Raw genomic sequence first — 16,797 nt, 5'->3', positions numbered from 1 at the left:
CCGCTCCGGTCAGGCGACCGGCGGAAGGAGGGCAGCGAGCAGGAAGGCGGCCAGCCTGTCCGCATGTTCGGCGGCATGGACATCATCCACTTCCCGCCCAGCCCCCAGCCGTTCCTGCATCGGCACGGCGCAGAAATAATAGCCGACCCCCTGCACCAGCAGCGCCATCAATGCGGCCGTCGACAAGCCATGAACCGGCCGCTGGAGCCGCACCGCGTCGAGCAGGCCGTCGAGCCGTTTCTGGAACGGCAGCACGAAATGTTCGACGATATGATCCAGCCGCCAGGTCGAACGGCAACCTTCCACATTGGTCAGCGACACGATATCGCCATTGTTCGTCGCCCAGAGGCAGAAACGCTGGATCAGATGGCGCAGCCGAACTTCCGGATCGGCCGGTTCGTCAAAGGCGGCTTCGACGAAGGGCGAGGCCTGCGCCATCCGCCAGTCGACCGCGCGTACCCACAAATCTTCCTTCCGGCCAAAACGGACATTCAGGAGATTGTGACTGACCCCCAGCCGCTTCGACAGATCACGCAGCGTCGTACCCTCATAGCCGCGTTCCGCGAAGGTCGCGAAGGCCAGACCCAGTAACTTGTCCTCGTCCACGGCTTGGGCGGCATTGAGCGCGGGGCGACCGCGTGTGCGCTGGGGGCGATCGAGCATCAGCAAATCCATAGCGAAAAGACGTTGACATATAAATTGTCATCCGTCAATTTAATGGAAAGGAGAGTGGATAGCGCTATGAGTCTCGATTCTGATCTTTGGTGGGCTGTCGCACGGTCCGAGGAAGTGACCTCTCAAAAGCCCCTGTCCGTCGACATCGGCGATCAGCCAGTCGTGCTGTGGCGCGACAATCAGGGTATCGCCCGCGCGCTGGAGGATCGCTGCCCGCATCGTCGCGCGCCTCTGTCGCTCGGCTGCATCCGGGACAATGGCCAGATCCAGTGCGGCTATCATGGCTGGAGCTATGACGGCGAGACGGGGCGCCTCAAAGAAATCCCGAACATGAAGGATCAGCAGAAATTCCCGCCGATCTACAAGGCCAATGCCTTTGCGGTGACCGAACAGGCCGGCTTCGTGCGGGTCTGCCTCAATCCCAAGGCGCAGGCACCGCTCAGCGCCGACCCGAAATATACCTATGTCGGCACTGTCAACGTCAGTTGCAGCCATCAGGAATATCTGAACGCTCTCTATGATGACCCCAGCCTGATCCTGTCGATCCGCGGCGTCCGCTTCAGCCCCTATCTGATGTCGGAATTGCACGAGGAAAACGGCCTGCTGGTGATGGAGCGCAACTGCCAATGGCATCCGCTGCACTGGCCGTCCCATTTCGTGGCCGAATTCCCGCTCACCCTGCTGACGCGCACCCATCCGCTGACCGGCGAAACGCAACTGACACTGCGCGACGACCAATTCAACGATCTGCTCCACGCCGTCCTATCGCCCGTGCCCTCGGCGCGGGGGGTGACAGCCGTCCGCTGGCGGGCCGAACTGGGCGTGCGCCGTCCAGGCGTGCGCGGCGCCGTGCTGCGCGGTATCAATCCGCTGTCGGTGCTCGCGTCGGTCGACGGATCGAAATTGCGCGCCACCAAGCCCACCGTCTCGCTGCACGGCGAGGATTTGCGCAAGGTGATGCTGGAAACCACGCCCGCGCCCCACGATCAGACCGTAGCGGCCTGAAGGAGGATTTGAAGATGCTCGAAACCGCCGATCGTCCCGTCTCGCACGACGATATTTCCGCCGCGCCATCGGGTGGCAGCCCGATCGCGCTGAATGCCATCAACCGCTGGGTGCCGCATAATCTGGTGATGCGCGACAGCTGGTTTCCGGTAGCGCATGATTATTCCGTGACCGGCAAGCCCGTCCGTCGCGCCGTCTATTCACACCCCATCTTCCTGTGGCGCGACAATGGCGTCGCCGTGGCGAGCGAGTTCCATCCCAATGAGCGAATCGCCCGCGACAAGAGCGAGTTCACCAACGCCCAGGGCCGCTATCCGGTTATGGAACATTATGGCGTCGTCTGGGTATGGTTCGGCAATCCGCTGGCCGCCGATCCCCGCCATTTGCCCAGCCTGCCCTTCCTCCCGCCCAAGGGGGGGCTGCCGCGCCACATGACCGCGACCGTCCGTTTCGAAAGCTCAGCGCCGATCAGCCTGGAAAATCTGATCGACCTGACCCATGCCGACTTCCTGCACGCCGATGTCGTCGGCGACGAACGGTCGGACAGCGAGACAGTGGAAACCTTCTACGACAGCGAGACCGTCACGATGGTCCGCACCTGCGTCAACAAGTCGGTCGCGCCGGTGATGAAGTTTTTCAGCGGCATCAAGCAGCCGACCCAGAATGTGCGGCAGGTGATCCGCATCTATCTGCGTTCGCACTGCGCCATCGCCTATGGCCGGTTCAGCCCCGGCGACGATGTGCCGCTGTTCCACCCCTGCACGCCTGAAACGCGGGACCGCACGCGGATGGAAATGGTCATGAACACGTCCAACGCGGGACTGATGTTCCGTCATGTCATGCCCAAGGCAGGCTACAAGGTGTCGCGGCAGGACAGCTACATGACGTCCCCGCAAAGCCCGCGCTACATGCGCCATACCGACCGCAAGGACCTGCACAGCAAGTTCGACCAGGCTGGGCAGCGCTATCGCATGGCGATGATGGAGCTTGCGGACCGGCAGGCGAATGGCGATTTCGCCTATCGTGACAATGTCAGCGCCGATTGCAGCGACATCATTGGCCTGCGCAAGGAACTGTTCCAGTTCTGATCTGATCTCTCCCCATGGGCGGACGGCAGCGTCCGCTCTTTTTTCTTTTCGGAGACGCCATGTCCACGCTCGTCAATGCCGTCGGCGGCGAACGCCGCTGGTGGGCCGTCATGCCTACCCTGCCAGCCCCCGCCATGGCGGGTATCGGCCAGCAGATGGAACAGGCGGGTTTCGAGGGCTGCTTTTCGCTGCAGATTTACGGGCCGCCCTTCGTGCCGATGGCCGCCACCGCCGCACTGACAAACAGCCTGAAGGTCGGCACGGGCGTCGCCATCGCGGGAACGCGCAGTCCGGTGGAGACCGCCTATGCGGCGATGGACGTCGATCGCATTTCCAATGGCCGTTTCGTGCTGGGGCTGGGCTCCAGCATCAAGAGCTGCGTCACGGGCATGTATGGGGAGCCGGAACGCAAGCTGCTGTCGCACCTGCGCGAAAGCGTCAAGGTCATCCGCTACGTCATCGCCAACGCGCATAAGGGGCTCGATCCGGTCGCAGGGGAATATTTCTCCGCCGATTTCGAGGAAATGATGCTGACCGCCCCGCCGGTGCGGGAGGAAATCCCGATCTGGATCGCAGCGCTGCAGGACAAGATGACCGCGCTGGCGCTGGAGGTCGGCGACGGCCTGATGGTCCATGCCCTCTGGTCGGCAGCCTATACCAAGAGCCGCCTGCCTTTCATCACCGACACGCTGGCCCAATATGGCCGCAAGCGCGGGGATATCGAAATCAACGCCTGGCCGTGGATCGCGGTCAATGACGACAAGCAGAGGGCGATCGACGACAGCCGCGCCACCGTTGCGGCCTATTCGGGCTACAAGGAATATGAGCCCTTCTTCGAGGCGATCGGCTTCGGCGATCAGGCCCGCGCCTGCCAGCTCAGCCTGGGCGAGCATGGCGATATCGGCAAGGTCATCGGCAATGTTTCCGACGATATGGTCGAAGCCTTCGTGACCTGCGGGCCGGTGGACGAAGTGCTCGAAAAGATCGAGCCGTTCTGGGATGTTGTGGATTCGCTTTGCCCGATGACGCCCTATCGGGACCTGACCATGGAGCAGTTGACCGACTATAATGCGGGCCTGTTCAAGCTGGTGGCGACCGCCCGGACGCGGGCGGGCATGGTTGCCGAACCGGCGTAGCAGCCCACAGCCATCTCAGAAATTGAAACGGCAGAAGCCGGGATCAGGGATAACCCGATCCCGGCTTCTGCCGTTTCGCCTCATTCAAAAAGGGTCAGGCCGGCACCAGTGACTCGGCCATGGCTTTGCCCGCGATGAATCCGGTCACCATGGCCGGGCCGACATTGCAGCCGTGGGCCGGCGACTTGCCGCGCCAAATGGAATTGGCGTCGAGTCCTGCGGCGAACAATCCCTCCACCGGCGCGCCATCGGTGCCGATCACGCGGCACTGCGCGTCGATCTTGAGGCCCACGGTCGTCGACCCGTCGCCCGGATGGATTTTGATGGCATAGAAGGGCGCGGTTTCCACCCGGCCCAGGCACGGGTTGGGCTTGTGCTTGGGATCGCCGATCTCGATGTCGATCTGCGTGTCGCCCTTGCCGAAATCCGGATCCTTGCCGGTCTCGGCATAGCGGTTCATCTTCGCTACCGTCGCCAACAGGCCATCGGCATCGACCCCGATCTTGCCGGCCAGTTCGCGCAGGCTGGGCGCTTCCGTGACATAGCCCGCCGCGATCAGCTTTTTCAGGCCGCCACCGCCGGGATAGACCATGCCCATGCCATATTTCTTGATGAAGGCGGCGTCGCCGATGATGTGGGCGGGCACGGTGCCGCTCTTGTGCATGGCCTCCACGAAATGGACCGAAGCCTCGTTCCCGAACCGCTCGCCCTTGGCATCGACCGCGATGCAGCCGGGCTTCGACATGTCGATCAGATGGGCGTAGCGCGCGACATAGCCGTCTGGCCGCGTCATCTTCGACACGACGGCCCAGACGGCATTGACCAGATTGTCGCCGTCCAGCGAAGCCCCGGCCTCCAGCCCCATATTCATCCCGTCGCCGGTATTTTCATAGGGGAGGATCGAGACATGCTCCTCGGCATATGGAATATACGCCTTGCGCAACTGCTCGCTGGCCGAAAAACCGCCGGACGCCAGAAGAACACCCACCCTTGCGTCAATTTCCTCACCATTGACGCGCACGCCGGTCACCCGGCCGGCCTTCACCAGCAGCCGGTCGACGGCCGCATCCTTGCGGAGCGTGACGCCGGCATCGATCGCCGACCGGATCAGCCGCGCCGCCAGCGCATTGCCCATGGTCAGCCGCGTGCCGCGCGGATAGCGACGAACCTTATCCAGGCCGAATTTCGCGGCCAGCTTGCCGAAATGGAACAGCGACTTGGGTGAGGGCATTTCGGCCAGATAGGGGAGATCGAACAGATCGATCATGAAGCCGCCCGGCGCGTTGAACTCTTCGCGCGCTGGACGAAGATCGGCGAAATGATCGCCCAGCTTCTTGCCGTCATATTCCTGCGGCGAAAGCAGGCGGCCATGATCGGCCGCGCCGGGGACTTCCGGATACCAGTCGCTGCTGGGCGGCGAGAGCAGGAAATGCACCTGGCTGTTCTGGTCCAGCCATTCCACCATCTCCGGACCGGCATCGAGATAAGCGTCGATCAGCGCGGGATCGGCCGTCGGTCCGATGACGTCCAGCACATATTGGCGCGCCACGGCGCGACTGTCTTGGACACCGGCCGCCCTGGCCTGCGGGCTGTCGGGGATCCAGATGCCGCCGCCCGAAACCGATGTCGTACCGCCGAAATGTTCGGCCTTTTCCAGCACGAGAACCGACAGCCCGGCAGACGCGGCCCTGATCGCCGCCGTCATCCCGGCCGCGCCCGATCCGACCACCACAACATCATATTGGACCATCACGTCCTCCCGATCCTTCTTTCGATATCCTGGGGGAAAAAGCGCAGCCGTCCGCGACTTTCCCCCGGCAGGTTTCAGATTTTGGGCATGATTTCCTCGGCCACCCACTGGAGCCGATCGAGATATTCGGTCAGCCCGGATATCCCCGGCGGCAGCGGAACGATGGTTTCATTGACCCCCAACTCCTTCAGCCAGCCCACCTGATCGATGACCTTTTGCGCATCCCGCGTTCCGGGCGCGCGCGGGTCGTCCATGATCTCATGATGGGCGCCGACATTGAGCATTTCCAGCGCAAAGAACAGGTCGATCGGCCGCCCGTCATATTCCGGCTGCGAACGGATGAAATCGAGGCATTCGGGGAATTTTTCCGGTGGAGTGCGGAAGGGCGACCAGCCATCGCCGAATTTCGCAACCCGCCTGAGCACCGGTTCGGCGTCGCCCCCAAGCCAGATCGGCAAGCGCGGCTGCTGCACCGGCTTGGGCGCGAAACCGACATTCCTGAACTGAACGAATTCGCCTTCGAATTCGGGCTTTTCCGACGTCCACAATTCGATGATCGCGGCGATATACTCATCGGCCATGCGTCCGCGCTGGTGGAAATCGACATTCAGCATGTCGAACTCTTCCTTCAGCCAGCCGACCCCGAACAGGGCCGTGGCCCGTCCGCCGCTCAGCCAGTCGAGGGTCGACCAGGCCTTGGCCTGGACGATCGGACTCTGCAGCGGCAGGATCGACACCGAAGAACTTAATTTCATCGTCTTGGTGCGGCCGGCCAGAAAGGAGAGGGCAACCGTGCCATGGACATAATGGTCGCCCGACAGGCCAATATGCTCCTGCGGAATGATGAAATGTTCACCCAACATGCACTTGTTGAAGCCCAGTCGATCGGCCGTCGCCATCGCCTGTCCGATGTCGTCCCCGGTCAGGCTATATTCCCAAGCTTGCGTCATAGCCGCGACATGCATGCTGTTGGGCACGCCCACGTTCAGTTTCATCGACCGATCCTCCCTGATTTCCAGATTGGCTGGCAGAATGGCCGGGATCGTTTCGACCACACCTTCCCTTGGGAAGGATAGCGCAGGTCAAGATTTCAGTCTTGCCCTGCCCAAAACATATTATGAAGCGCGCGCCCTCCAACTCTGGATTAAGGCCTCTGCCGCTGTCGGGCAACCAATGCGACGGCCATTCGGATACTTCCGTCGGCGCAAGAAGATATAAGGAATTGATCGCATTCACATCGGACAGACAGGTCATGCCTCGCGCGGCCATCGCCGACGCCACCGCCATGCGAATCTTGTCACCCTGGGTCGTCATCAGGGTCGTGCAACGCCCAACGACGATGTCCGGGGGCTCGCAACGGTCTCCGCCATCGATCAAGATGGCGGTTATCAGCCCGCATAATGCCGTGCGATGCTATCATTATCGACCGCCATGCTCAATTCCTGCATCAGCTTGGCGGTTGGGCCCTTGACCGCCGTGCCGCCAACGAGCGGAGACACGGCGATGAGGGGTGCCTTCGTCTGTTTGATCGCCGAGCCTATGCCGGGCACCGCGAGCAACGGATCGATACTGAGAAATGGGTTGGATGGAGCGAACAATATCGCGTCGGCCGACTCGATAGCATCAAAGACGCCGGGGGCTGGAACGGCGTGCGTCGCGCCCTCGAACATGATGTGCCGCACGGCCGGCGCGCAACGCTGTTCGACGAAATAGCGTTGAAACTCCAGCCGTCCCTGGGCCGTATCCAATATCGTGGCTACCGCCTGGTCGCTCATGGGCAGTATCCGAGTGGCGATGCCCCATTGGTCGGCAAATCGCGCCGTGATCTGCGACAGACATCGCCCTCCGCGTCACGGCATGGGTCCGCGCCACATGGAGCGCCAAGTCGCCGTCGCCGAGCTGAAACCAGTCCTCCCCGCCTAATTCGCGAAGGGCCGCCATGAAGCTCCAGCTTTCGCCTTATCCAGCACCAGTTGCGCCAACCGCGCATCCTTGCGCGTGATATTGGCCAGGCGCCGCGCCTCTTCACGGGCTCTACGTCAGCCAGGGACATAAACCGCCCTATGCCTTGGACACGATCTTTTGCGTCACGACCAGGAGGTCGCCGGCGCGGGGTTCGACACGGCACCGGTCCAACGCCACATGCAGGATGTCCGCCAGATCATCGCCCGGTTTGACCTTCCCAATTCCGGTCAACGGTACGATTTCGATCATCGAATACACCTCAAGCCTCGGGCGGGATCAAATCTCCTGTGATACGGATGCCCGCGCCGTCAACCTTATAGGTCTTGTTCATGAAAATGAGGATCGACGTGAGTGCTTCAGCGGCCGCCGAGTTTACAAGCGCGCCGCCGTGGAGTCCCCTCAATCCCATGGCATCGGCCAGCGCCACGATGCGACTCCGGGCATCCTTGTCGTCGCCGAAGACCAGCACGTCGCAGCCGACATCGATGTCTTTGGCCAGCTTGTGCGCGGCGACATTGTGGAACGCGGACACGAGTGTCACGCCCTCTCCCAGCACCGCCTGCGCCTTTTGGGCGGCGGAGCCTTCATCGGGCAACTGGACCCGCATCACCTTGGGCGGAACGAGGGGAACGGTCGTATCCACGACCAACTTGCCAACGACATGCGGTGCGATGTCGCGAAGCGTCGCCTCCTGCGCGCCAAAGGGCACCGTCACGATGATGATGTCCGCATTCGCGACGACATCCACATTGGCGCCAGCCCGCAGGCCATGCCCCAATTCCGCGGCGGCCTTTTCCGCGCTTTCGGCGTTGCGCGATCCGATCGTCACGGGATAGCCGGCACGCGCCAGCCGCCAGGCGATCGCAGCGCCCAGATTACCGGTGCCGCCGACGACGGCAATGGCGGGAAGAGTCATATATTGTCCTTCAATGGAACTGGCGAACGATGTGGCAGATCGTTCACGATGGTTCAGCCAAGACGGCGCGACGAGGTCGCACCGGCTCGTAAAGCGTGGTGCGTTGGCGCACAGGTCGCCCGACAGATGCCGCCAGGGCCTGCATTTCCCTGGGGCCGAATTCCTGCCCGTTGACGCCGCCGGCAGCCCTGGTGATCGATTCATCCATCAGCGTACCGCCCATGTCATTGGCGCCCGCCTTCAGAATCGCCGCGGCTCCCTCCGGCCCCATCTTCACCCAGGACACCTGGATATTGGGGATCACCGGATGCAGCACGATGCGCGCCACGGCGTGCATCAGCACCGCTTCGCGATAGCTCGGCCCCGATCGCGCCAGCCCTTTGCGCCATATCGGCGATTCCATATGGACGAAGGGCAGCGGCACGAATTCGGTGAAGCCGCCCGTCTCCTCCTGCAATCCGCGAATGCGCAGCAGATGGCGCGCCCAATGCTTATATTCCTCGACATGGCCGAACATGATCGTGGCCGTGCTGCGCAGGCCCACCCCATGGGCCACGCGCATCACCTCGATCCATTCGTCCGCTGTCACCTTGTCCGGGCAGATGATATCGCGAACTTCGGGGTCCAGTATCTCCGCCGCCGTACCGGGCAGCGTGGACAGCCCCGCTTCCTTAAGCCGCGCCAGATAATCCTCCAGCGGCAGGCCGAGCGTGCGGGCGCCATGCGTCACTTCGAGCGGCGAAAAGGCATGGATATGGATATCCGGCGCGGCCTCGCGCACCGTCTTGAGGACATTGAGATAGGTATGCCCGTCATAATCGGGATGAATCCCGCCCTGCAGGCAGACTTCGGTCGCACCGCGATCCCAGGCTTCGGCCGCACGGCGTCCGACCTCTTCCATATCGAGCCTGTAGGCCGGACCGCGCATGGCCTTGGTGCTGCCCTTGGAAAAGGCGCAGAAGCCGCATTTATAGAGGCAGATATTGGTATAGTTGATGTTGCGGTTGACCGCATAGGTCAGCGTGTCGCCCACGGCCTGCCGCCGCAACCGGTCGGCCCGGTCGACGATGGCGGCGAAATCATCCTGTTCGGCATCGAACAGGGTCACAATGTCCGATTCGCTCAGCCGTTCACCCTCCTCCGCAGCGTCAAGGATGGACAGGATCGATCGGGAGGCGAGAACCGGCTCCATCACCATGATGTCGGGCGCGGGATCGCCATGTCCCGCGGACCATTCGTCCACCTTGGGCAAGCCCCGCCCGTCGATGGCGCGCAGGATCTGGGTGGCGATGGCTGGCGCAGCCCAATTCCGCGCGGCAAGGGCATGACGCGGGCCGATGGCGAGCCGCTGCATCAATATGTGGCCTGCGGCTTTGGTAGCGTCCTCCAATATCTCCAGATGCGGCCAGGGCGCCTCCGGGTTCACATGATCGGGCGTCACGGGGGACACCCCGCCCCAGTCATTGACGCCGGCCCGGATCAGCGGCGTCAGATCGACGCGATCGTGGAGATTGGGCGGCGCCTGGATCGTCATCTCAGGCCCCAGGATGATCCGCGCGGCGGCGATGGCCCAGAGATGATCGTCGAGCGACGGTTCGGCATGATCCGCCATGCGCGTTCCCGGCTTTGCCCGGAAATTCTGGATGATGACTTCCTGAATATGCCCGTAGCGGCGATGCAGATCGCGAATGGCGACCAGCGCCTCCACCTGATCGTCGCGGGTTTCGCCGATACCGATCAGCAGGCCGGTCGTGAACGGCACGCGCGCGCGTCCCGCATCTTCGATGGCAGCCAATCGCAGGGCCGGTTGCTTGTCGGGCGAGCCGAAATGCGGGGCGCCGCGCACGCACAAACGATTCGAGCTGCTTTCCAGCATGATTCCCATGGAGGCGGCATGAGGCCGTAACTGCGCATAGTCCTCGCTGTTCATCAGACCGGGATTGAGATGCGGCAGCAAGCCCGTCTCGCGGAACACCAGTTCCGCCATTTCGGCCAGATAGGACAGGGTCGAGTCATGCCCAAGCCCCGCGAGCGCTTCGCGCGCAGCGGCATAGCGGGCCTCCGGCCGATCGCCGAGCGTGAAGAGGGCTTCCCGGCAACCGGCGCCCGCGCCCGCGCGGGCGATGGCCAGAACCTCGTCTCTGCCAAGATAGGCATCACCCGCGCGGGCCGGCGTGGTGGCGAAGGTGCAATAGTGGCACACGTCGCGGCACAATTTGGTGAGGGGAATGAAAACCTTGCGGGAATAGGTCACGCGATGGCCATGCGCCGCCACCGTCATCGCCTCCGCCGTCGCCATCATGTCGTCAAGCGACCGGGATCGCAGCACCGTCGCTATGCCCGCCGCTTCGTCTTCGCTGAGATGCAGTAGATCCAGTGTCACATCATACTCCGCGCTTGGGCAAGCCCGCGAATGGTTTCTAGCGGCGCGGCGTGCCCGGGCAAGGCCGCGATGAAGGTCGAGACGCCCATCGCCTCCATGCGCCGCAACATGTCCACCGCCGCATCGACCGGTCCCGCCAGCGTATCGAAGTCCGCCAGAAACTCGGTCAAACCCAATTCCTCCATCAGGGCCACATTCCTGCCGCCCACGACCACATGCTCGGTCGGATCATAGCGCGCGTGCAAGGCGTCGATCTTGCCGCGAAACTGCGTCGGGACACGCGCCAGGGTTTCGGGCGTGCGGAAGGCCATGCCGTTGACGACGATGAACGCCTTGAGATCGTCTATGGCCTCGGCCCGGGTGGGGCGGATCGAGGCGAAGGAAACGACCCAGATATCGATCGACAGGGGATCGCGGCCCGCCGCCTGCGCCGCGGCCCGGACGGTGTCGATCCGGTCCTTCAGCGCGTCGAGATGGCGTTCGCCCGCGAACAATATGACGCCGTCGGCCTGTTCGCCCGCCAGCGCCAGCGCCTTGGGACCGAAAGCGGAATAATAGATCGGAATCGGGCGGGCGAAACGAAGCGGCGTGATCTGCGCGCCGTTCATCTGCGTCGGCCGTCCGGCGAACAGGTCCCGCAACACAGCCAGTTCCGTGCGGATCTCTCGCTGCGTCGCGGGCGACCGGCCGATCGCCATGACCGTGCTACCGCCAGTCGCCAGGCCTAGCGCCACGCGCCCGCCAGAGAGATCGTCGATAGTGCTGAGGGCGGAGGCCGTCACCAGCGGATGCCGCATGAAAGGCGAGGTAACCAGCGGCGCCAAAGTCGCCTTCGGCGCGTCAAGCGCAGCGAGCGTCAGCGACACATAGAGTTCGTGCCAACCCGCCGGCGAATCGCCCACGCTGATCAGCTCAAAACCGAGATCGGCGGCAAGACGGACCTCTTCGCGAAATCCGTCCAGCCGGTCCCCCCACATGCTGCATATGCCCAGCTTCATGGTCATCCTCTCCGGAACTTCCTACGCCCTGCCGTCTCGCTGCAAACCTGTCCTTGTAGAGGGGGGAGGCGGCCAGGTCGCTCACCCCTCCCCTCTCACGGGCGCGTCAGAACGTATATTTGGCCGTGATGCCCCACGTCCGCGGATCGCCGGCATAGACCGAACTGGTTGGGAAGGACGGCAGAAGAACGCTGGAAGCCGAGAAATATTTCTCGTTGAAGAGGTTCTTCACATAAATGCCCAGATCAAGGCCCGTGCCGCCTATTCCACGCCAGTCCAGACGCGCGTTGGCGAGTTGGTAACCCGGCAGCTTTTCGCCATTCTGACCGCCAAAATCGTCGGTCATGAACAGGTCGGCGTTGACCACCACATCGCCGTCAGCCGGGCGAATCGGCAGGGTCCAGCTCACGCTGGCCGTGCCGGAGAAACTGGGCGAATATTTGTTGATCTGGCCCTCGCCCAGCACGATGGTCGAAGGCAGTCCTGCGGGAACGGTCAGGCTTTCCACCTTCACATTGGTATAGGCGGCATTGAAACCGACGGTGAGGCTGCGCACGGGGCTGATGGACGCCTCCAGTTCGACGCCCCAGATCCGCAGATCGGCGACATTGGCGGCCAGGGAGCCGTTGGTCGGCGAATCCGGCGCGCCGTTCGGGACAGTCGTCTGCGTATTCAGGAACTGAAGCGCATTCTTATATTTGCTGTAATAGGCGGCCAGATTCAGGCGCCCACGTGCGGACCCGACATGATAGTCATATTTGGAGCCGATCTCCACGTCGGTGATTGTTTCCTCCCCCGTCTTCTGGAAGGGACGAAGGTCTGCGCAGACGCCTCCGGTCGCCACGCAGGCCGGATTCGTGCCGCCCGTGGTAAAGGGCGTTTCGAACAGCGGCGTGTTCACATTGACGCCCCGATAGCCCCGCCGCGACACGATATAGAGTAGCCAGTCCGGGGTCGCCTTATAGTCGAGGCCGATGGTCCAGCTCGGCTCCTCGCCCTTGTTGGATACGGTGCCGACGCCGTCGGCCAGACCCAGGGCGGCCGTGCTGAGGCAGGTGGATTCGTCGACATAGGTCGTGCCGATGGTGCCGCCGCAGGCCGACACCTTGTCCCAGCTGTAGCGCGCGCCGAGATTGAGCTTCAGCTTGTCGGTGAATTCATACCCGATCTGACCATAGACCGCCCAGTTCTTGTTGCGGACGTGGGCTGTCACCGCAGGCGCCGGGACTCCGCCCACCGAAAATGCCGTGAACTGCGATCCACTGGGGCCGTCGGGCTTATCATTATTATAGAAGGCGCCGACGATGAAGTTGAACGAGCCAAAATCGCCCAGCAACTGGGTTTCATTCGTCAGATATTGCCGATCCAGCACGGAAGACGCCGTGAACAGGGTAAACGGCACGGCCGAGGGCGCGGGAGATGGCAGACCCGTGGGAATTTGCAGTTGCGGCAGCCCGCCGGTGTTGATCAACTGATAGCTGTAATTCTTCCGGTAGCCGAAAATGTTGCGTAGCGTCAGATCGCCGAAGCTGAAGGAGGTATCATTGGTGATCGACGTGGTCTTGCGATAGGCCGCGCCGCCGTTGATGCCGCCGTCGAACGACCCGCGGCGATTGGCTTTCTGTGCCTGCAAAGCCGCCTGCACCTGTGGTTCGACGACGCCCAGACCCAGCACCGCAAAGGGGAAATTCTCGCGCAGCAAATAGAGACCGCCAGCGAGTTCGTCGCCTTTGAAATATTCATAGATGGTGGTGCTCTTGAGGCCCTCGAACGGCTCGACCAGCAGCGAGAGACGGTAGGCGTCCTGATGGATATTGTCGAATCCCGGACCGCCGTCGAAGGCGATCGTTCGGGGGTCCTGACGACGGATCTGGCCTGCAGCGCGGAAAGCGACCTTGTCCTCGATGATCGGGATATTCACCGCGCCTTCCAGTTCGCGATAATCGAAGCGTCCATAGGTGCCCTCAACATAGCCTTCGAAGGCGTAGCTCGGCTTCTGGCTGCCGATCACGACCGCGCCGCCCAAAGTGTTGCGGCCGAACAGCGTGCCCTGCGGCCCCTTGAGCACCTGAATGCTGCCAATGTCATAGGTCGGGACGTTCGAGCCGACCGACGGCAAAGGGGTGTCGTTGAGATAGATGACGACGCCGGGCGTCACCTCGCCCAGGGGCAACTGGCCGATGCCGCGCAGGGTCAGCGCGACATTGTCCTTGCCCCCTTCGGACGAGAAGGTGAAGCCGGGCGCGATCGTCTTGACGTCGCTTACCGTCTGGACGGTGCTGCGTTCCAGCGCCTCTGATGAAAAAGCGGAAATGGAAACCGAAACGTCCTGCAGTCGTTCTTCCCGGCGGCGAGCCGTGACAACTATGTCACCGGCATTCGCACCATCCGCCTGCGGCGCGGCCGAAGCGACGGACTGCGCCCATGAGGGAAATGCCACCGCTGCGGCGCTCGCAACCAATGCCAACTTCAGTGCGGTCAATCGCATAAAAATCCTCCCATTTAACCAATTTTTCGGTGCGACCTGCGCGTAACGCAGGCCTGATCGCGTGTGGCAAAATCGACATTGGTCGCGATTTACCACCTATCGCTGGACAGGATTTATATGGATCAGACATAATTGGTCTCGATGTGGCATTTGCGCCGCAGCGGCGCGACAAGCCGCCGCGCACCGGTCTTGCCGTTCGACACGGCAAGCGACCCGGCGAACGCCCCGCCCTGATCCAAGCAAGTTTCCTACGGAGGTGAATGCCGCTGTCCTGGCGCGATCCGCGCCTTAAGACCAAGCCGCGATCAGGTCCGCGGCGGGCGCGACGGACGGCTCGCCAATGACACCCGCGTCGAGGGACAAGCGGGGCGCCGGCGATGGCTGGACCACTCCATGACGCCGTACGAAAGTCCCCCGCGCTTCATTATGCGCGTGCCGGGGCGCTTCCTCCATTGACAGAACCGGCGTCACGCAAGCGTCGCTCGCAGCAAACAGAGCGGCCCACTCATCCCGGCTCCTGGTCAGAAATGCCGCGGCAAATTCAACCTGCATCGCGGACCAGCCTTCACGGTCGTTCTGGTCATAACATTTGTCGGAGAGACCCAATCCGTCCACCATCTGGGCAAAGAATTTCGGTTCCAGACATCCCACCGCGACATGCCGTCCGTCCGCGCATTCATAACAGCGGTAGAAGGGTGCCGCACCGTCCAGCAGATTGGAGCCGGGCGCATCTTCCCACAAACCCTTGGGCTGCCATGCGTAGAACAGGCTCATCAACGACGCGACGCCGTCCGTGATACAGGCGTCGACGACCTGCCCCCGGCCCGTCCGTTGCGCCGCCAGCAATGCGCTCAACAGACCGAAGATCAGGAACATGGCGCCACCGCCATAATCGCCCACCAAATTGAGCGGCACTGGCGGCGTACCCTGTCGCTCTCCCATCGCGTGGAGCGCGCCGGTGATCGACAGATAATTGATGTCATGGCCCGCCCGCAGCGCAAGCGGCCCGGACTGGCCCCAGCCTGTCATTCGTCCGAACACGAACCGCGGATTGCGCGCCAGGCAGACATCGGGACCGACGCCGAGGCGTTCCATGACGCCGGGCCTGTATCCCTCGATCAGCCCGTCCGCCCGCTCGATCAATGCGAGCAACTGTTCGCGATCCGCGTTCTGCTTGAGATCCAGATAGGTCACGACCCGGCTGCGGTGCAGGATGTCCCCACCGACATCATCCCAATCTCCCGCCGCGGCCGATGGCGGCCGGGCGATGCGGACGATCTCGGCGCCCATATCGGCCAACAGCATCGCCGCGAGCGGTACGGGGCCGATCGCGTCGATCTCCAGCAGGCGAATACCGGCCAGCGGCCCGCTTTTTTCCGTCATCAGATATTCGTCCGGTCCGCGCCCTTGAGGTCCAGCATGGCGCGCGCCTCATCGGGCGTGGCGATTTCAAGACCCATGCCTTCAACGATCTGCCGCGCAGTCTTCACCTGCTCCGCATTGGTCTCGGCGAGCCTACCCGGGCCGCCCCACAGCGAATCCTCCAGACCGATACGGACATTACCACCCATGGATGCCGCCATCGCGACAATGCTCATCTGGCGCGCGCCGGCCCCCAGCACGGACCATTCATATTGATCGCCGAACAGCCGGTCGGCCGTCCGCTTCATATGCATGATATCGTCGGGGTGGCTGCCGATGCCGCCCAATATGCCGAAGCAGGTCTGGATGAACAACGGCGCCTTGACGAGGCCGCGATCGAGAAAATATTTCAGATTATAGAGATGGCTGGTGTCATAGCATTCGAATTCGAAGCGCGTGCCCAGCGGCGACAAGGTGGTCAGTAGATGTTCGATGTCGGCATAGGTGTTCTTGAACACCAGGTCGCGCGATGCTTCGAGCGCGGCGGGTTCCCAGTCATGCTTGAACGACTTGTAGCGATCCAGCATCGGGAACAGACCAAAGCCCATAGTCCCCATATTGAGGCTGGCCACTTCCGGCGCGAAAGTCTGGGCGGGACGAATCCGTTCCTGCACCGTCATGGAGGGGTGCCCGCCCGTAGTCAGGTTCAATACGGCGTCGGTACGCTGCCTGATGACCTTAAGGAAAGGTTCGAACAGGTCGGGATTCTGGTCCGGGCGCCCATCGACGGGATTGCGCGCATGGAGATGGATGATAGCGGCGCCCGCCTCCGCCGCGCCGACCGCCGATGCCGCAATCTCCTCCGCCGTCACGGGCAGATAGGGCGACATCGAGGGCGTGTGGATTGCGCCTGTAATCGCGCAGCTGATGATGACCTTGCGTTTTGCCATGATATTTCCTTTCGCGCAGATTGCGCCGGTCGCAGGTTGCGCGAACGGCGCAATCTATCCTTCGATAGGAAGCGGCGCGCG

Annotated in this window: 14 protein-coding genes; 3 read left to right on the top strand and 11 right to left on the bottom strand. The window is 62.7% G+C overall.

All coding sequences use genetic code 11. The features are described from left to right. Positions 1-9 precede the first annotated feature (9 nt). Positions 10-663 (bottom strand): TetR/AcrR family transcriptional regulator, encoded by a 654-nt coding sequence (locus TZ53_RS18495; RefSeq protein WP_235600748.1) that lies wholly within the window; start codon positions 661-663, stop codon positions 10-12. A gap of 78 nt (positions 664-741) precedes the next feature. Between TZ53_RS18495 and TZ53_RS18490 the strand changes: the two genes are divergently transcribed. Genes TZ53_RS18490 through TZ53_RS18480 form a run of 3 tightly spaced genes read left to right on the top strand, consistent with a single transcriptional unit; the run spans position 742 to position 3,904 of the window. Further along, positions 742-1,680: a Rieske (2Fe-2S) protein gene (locus TZ53_RS18490; RefSeq protein ID WP_044662277.1), complete on the top strand. Its 939-nt coding sequence runs from the start codon at positions 742-744 to the stop codon at positions 1,678-1,680. Between the two features lie 14 nt (positions 1,681-1,694). After that, the gene (locus tag TZ53_RS18485) at positions 1,695-2,768 is read left to right on the top strand and encodes an aromatic ring-hydroxylating dioxygenase subunit alpha (RefSeq protein WP_044662276.1); all 1,074 of its coding nucleotides are present in this window, start codon (positions 1,695-1,697) and stop codon (positions 2,766-2,768) included. A 59-nt stretch (positions 2,769-2,827) separates the two neighbouring features. Continuing rightward, positions 2,828-3,904 carry an LLM class flavin-dependent oxidoreductase gene (locus TZ53_RS18480; protein ID WP_044663146.1) on the top strand — a complete coding sequence of 359 codons (1,077 nt, stop codon included), beginning with the start codon at positions 2,828-2,830 and terminating at the stop codon, positions 3,902-3,904. Between the two features lie 94 nt (positions 3,905-3,998). Here TZ53_RS18480 and TZ53_RS18475 read toward each other — a convergent pair whose 3' ends face one another. The 10 genes from TZ53_RS18475 to TZ53_RS18435 all read right to left on the bottom strand — a co-directional run bounded on the left by TZ53_RS18475 (position 3,999) and on the right by TZ53_RS18435 (position 16,716). After that, a complete protein-coding gene (locus TZ53_RS18475) occupies positions 3,999-5,654 on the bottom strand; it encodes an FAD-dependent oxidoreductase (RefSeq protein ID WP_044662275.1) in 1,656 nt (551 codons plus the stop codon). A 74-nt stretch (positions 5,655-5,728) separates the two neighbouring features. Then, positions 5,729-6,649, bottom strand: a complete 921-nt coding sequence (locus tag TZ53_RS18470; protein WP_044662274.1) for a TIGR03619 family F420-dependent LLM class oxidoreductase — start codon at positions 6,647-6,649, stop codon at positions 5,729-5,731. 393 nt (positions 6,650-7,042) lie between these two features. After that, positions 7,043-7,429, bottom strand: a complete 387-nt coding sequence (locus tag TZ53_RS27605) for a 2-phospho-L-lactate transferase CofD family protein (protein ID WP_235600747.1) — start codon at positions 7,427-7,429, stop codon at positions 7,043-7,045. 286 nt (positions 7,430-7,715) lie between these two features. Further along, positions 7,716-7,868, bottom strand: coding sequence for a coenzyme F420-0:L-glutamate ligase (locus tag TZ53_RS27600; RefSeq protein WP_235600746.1), 153 nt, complete (start codon positions 7,866-7,868; stop codon positions 7,716-7,718). A gap of 10 nt (positions 7,869-7,878) precedes the next feature. Continuing rightward, positions 7,879-8,535, bottom strand: a complete 657-nt coding sequence (npdG, locus tag TZ53_RS18460) for an NADPH-dependent F420 reductase (protein WP_044662273.1) — start codon at positions 8,533-8,535, stop codon at positions 7,879-7,881. 43 nt (positions 8,536-8,578) lie between these two features. Next, positions 8,579-10,918, bottom strand: a complete 2,340-nt coding sequence (cofH, locus tag TZ53_RS18455; RefSeq protein ID WP_044662272.1) for a 5-amino-6-(D-ribitylamino)uracil--L-tyrosine 4-hydroxyphenyl transferase CofH — start codon at positions 10,916-10,918, stop codon at positions 8,579-8,581. Beyond that, entirely contained in the window at positions 10,915-11,922 is a 1,008-nt protein-coding gene (locus tag TZ53_RS18450) for an LLM class flavin-dependent oxidoreductase (protein ID WP_044662271.1), read from the bottom strand. The genes cofH and TZ53_RS18450 overlap by 4 nt, the downstream gene beginning before the upstream one ends. Before the next feature lie 100 nt (positions 11,923-12,022). After that, on the bottom strand, positions 12,023-14,404 hold the full coding sequence (locus tag TZ53_RS18445) for a TonB-dependent receptor (RefSeq protein ID WP_044662270.1): 2,382 nt from the start codon (positions 14,402-14,404) through the stop codon (positions 12,023-12,025). Between the two features lie 288 nt (positions 14,405-14,692). Further along, on the bottom strand, positions 14,693-15,787 hold the full coding sequence (locus TZ53_RS18440; RefSeq protein ID WP_044662269.1) for a CaiB/BaiF CoA transferase family protein: 1,095 nt from the start codon (positions 15,785-15,787) through the stop codon (positions 14,693-14,695). Beyond that, the gene (locus TZ53_RS18435; protein WP_044662268.1) at positions 15,787-16,716 is read right to left on the bottom strand and encodes a 3-keto-5-aminohexanoate cleavage protein; all 930 of its coding nucleotides are present in this window, start codon (positions 16,714-16,716) and stop codon (positions 15,787-15,789) included. The genes TZ53_RS18440 and TZ53_RS18435 overlap by 1 nt, the downstream gene beginning before the upstream one ends. Positions 16,717-16,797: the final 81 nt, after the last annotated feature.

Source organism: Sphingobium sp. YBL2 (assembly GCF_000943805.1).
GTDB classification, from domain to species: Bacteria; Pseudomonadota; Alphaproteobacteria; order Sphingomonadales; family Sphingomonadaceae; genus Sphingobium; species Sphingobium fuliginis.
The sequence above is the reverse complement of the archived record's forward strand: the minus strand, read 5'-3'. Positions and strand labels throughout refer to the sequence as shown.

Bases quoted from the DNA above. Each gene is read 5' to 3' on its own strand.
- TZ53_RS27600 (WP_235600746.1), bottom strand. From the start codon at position 7,868: ATGATCGAAATCGTACCGTTGACCGGAATTGGGAAGGTCAAACCGGGC.
- TZ53_RS18475 (WP_044662275.1), bottom strand. From the start codon at position 5,654: ATGGTCCAATATGATGTTGTGGTGGTCGGATCGGGCGCGGCCGGGATG.
- TZ53_RS18490 (WP_044662277.1), top strand. From the start codon at position 742: ATGAGTCTCGATTCTGATCTTTGGTGGGCTGTCGCACGGTCCGAGGAA.
- TZ53_RS18445 (WP_044662270.1), bottom strand. From the start codon at position 14,404: ATGCGATTGACCGCACTGAAGTTGGCATTGGTTGCGAGCGCCGCAGCG.
- TZ53_RS18495 (WP_235600748.1), bottom strand. From the start codon at position 663: ATGCTCGATCGCCCCCAGCGCACACGCGGTCGCCCCGCGCTCAATGCC.
- TZ53_RS18470 (WP_044662274.1), bottom strand. From the start codon at position 6,649: ATGAAACTGAACGTGGGCGTGCCCAACAGCATGCATGTCGCGGCTATG.
- TZ53_RS18485 (WP_044662276.1), top strand. From the start codon at position 1,695: ATGCTCGAAACCGCCGATCGTCCCGTCTCGCACGACGATATTTCCGCC.
- npdG (WP_044662273.1), bottom strand. From the start codon at position 8,535: ATGACTCTTCCCGCCATTGCCGTCGTCGGCGGCACCGGTAATCTGGGC.
- TZ53_RS18440 (WP_044662269.1), bottom strand. From the start codon at position 15,787: ATGACGGAAAAAAGCGGGCCGCTGGCCGGTATTCGCCTGCTGGAGATC.
- TZ53_RS18480 (WP_044663146.1), top strand. From the start codon at position 2,828: ATGTCCACGCTCGTCAATGCCGTCGGCGGCGAACGCCGCTGGTGGGCC.
- TZ53_RS27605 (WP_235600747.1), bottom strand. From the start codon at position 7,429: ATGAGCGACCAGGCGGTAGCCACGATATTGGATACGGCCCAGGGACGG.
- TZ53_RS18450 (WP_044662271.1), bottom strand. From the start codon at position 11,922: ATGACCATGAAGCTGGGCATATGCAGCATGTGGGGGGACCGGCTGGAC.
- TZ53_RS18435 (WP_044662268.1), bottom strand. From the start codon at position 16,716: ATGGCAAAACGCAAGGTCATCATCAGCTGCGCGATTACAGGCGCAATC.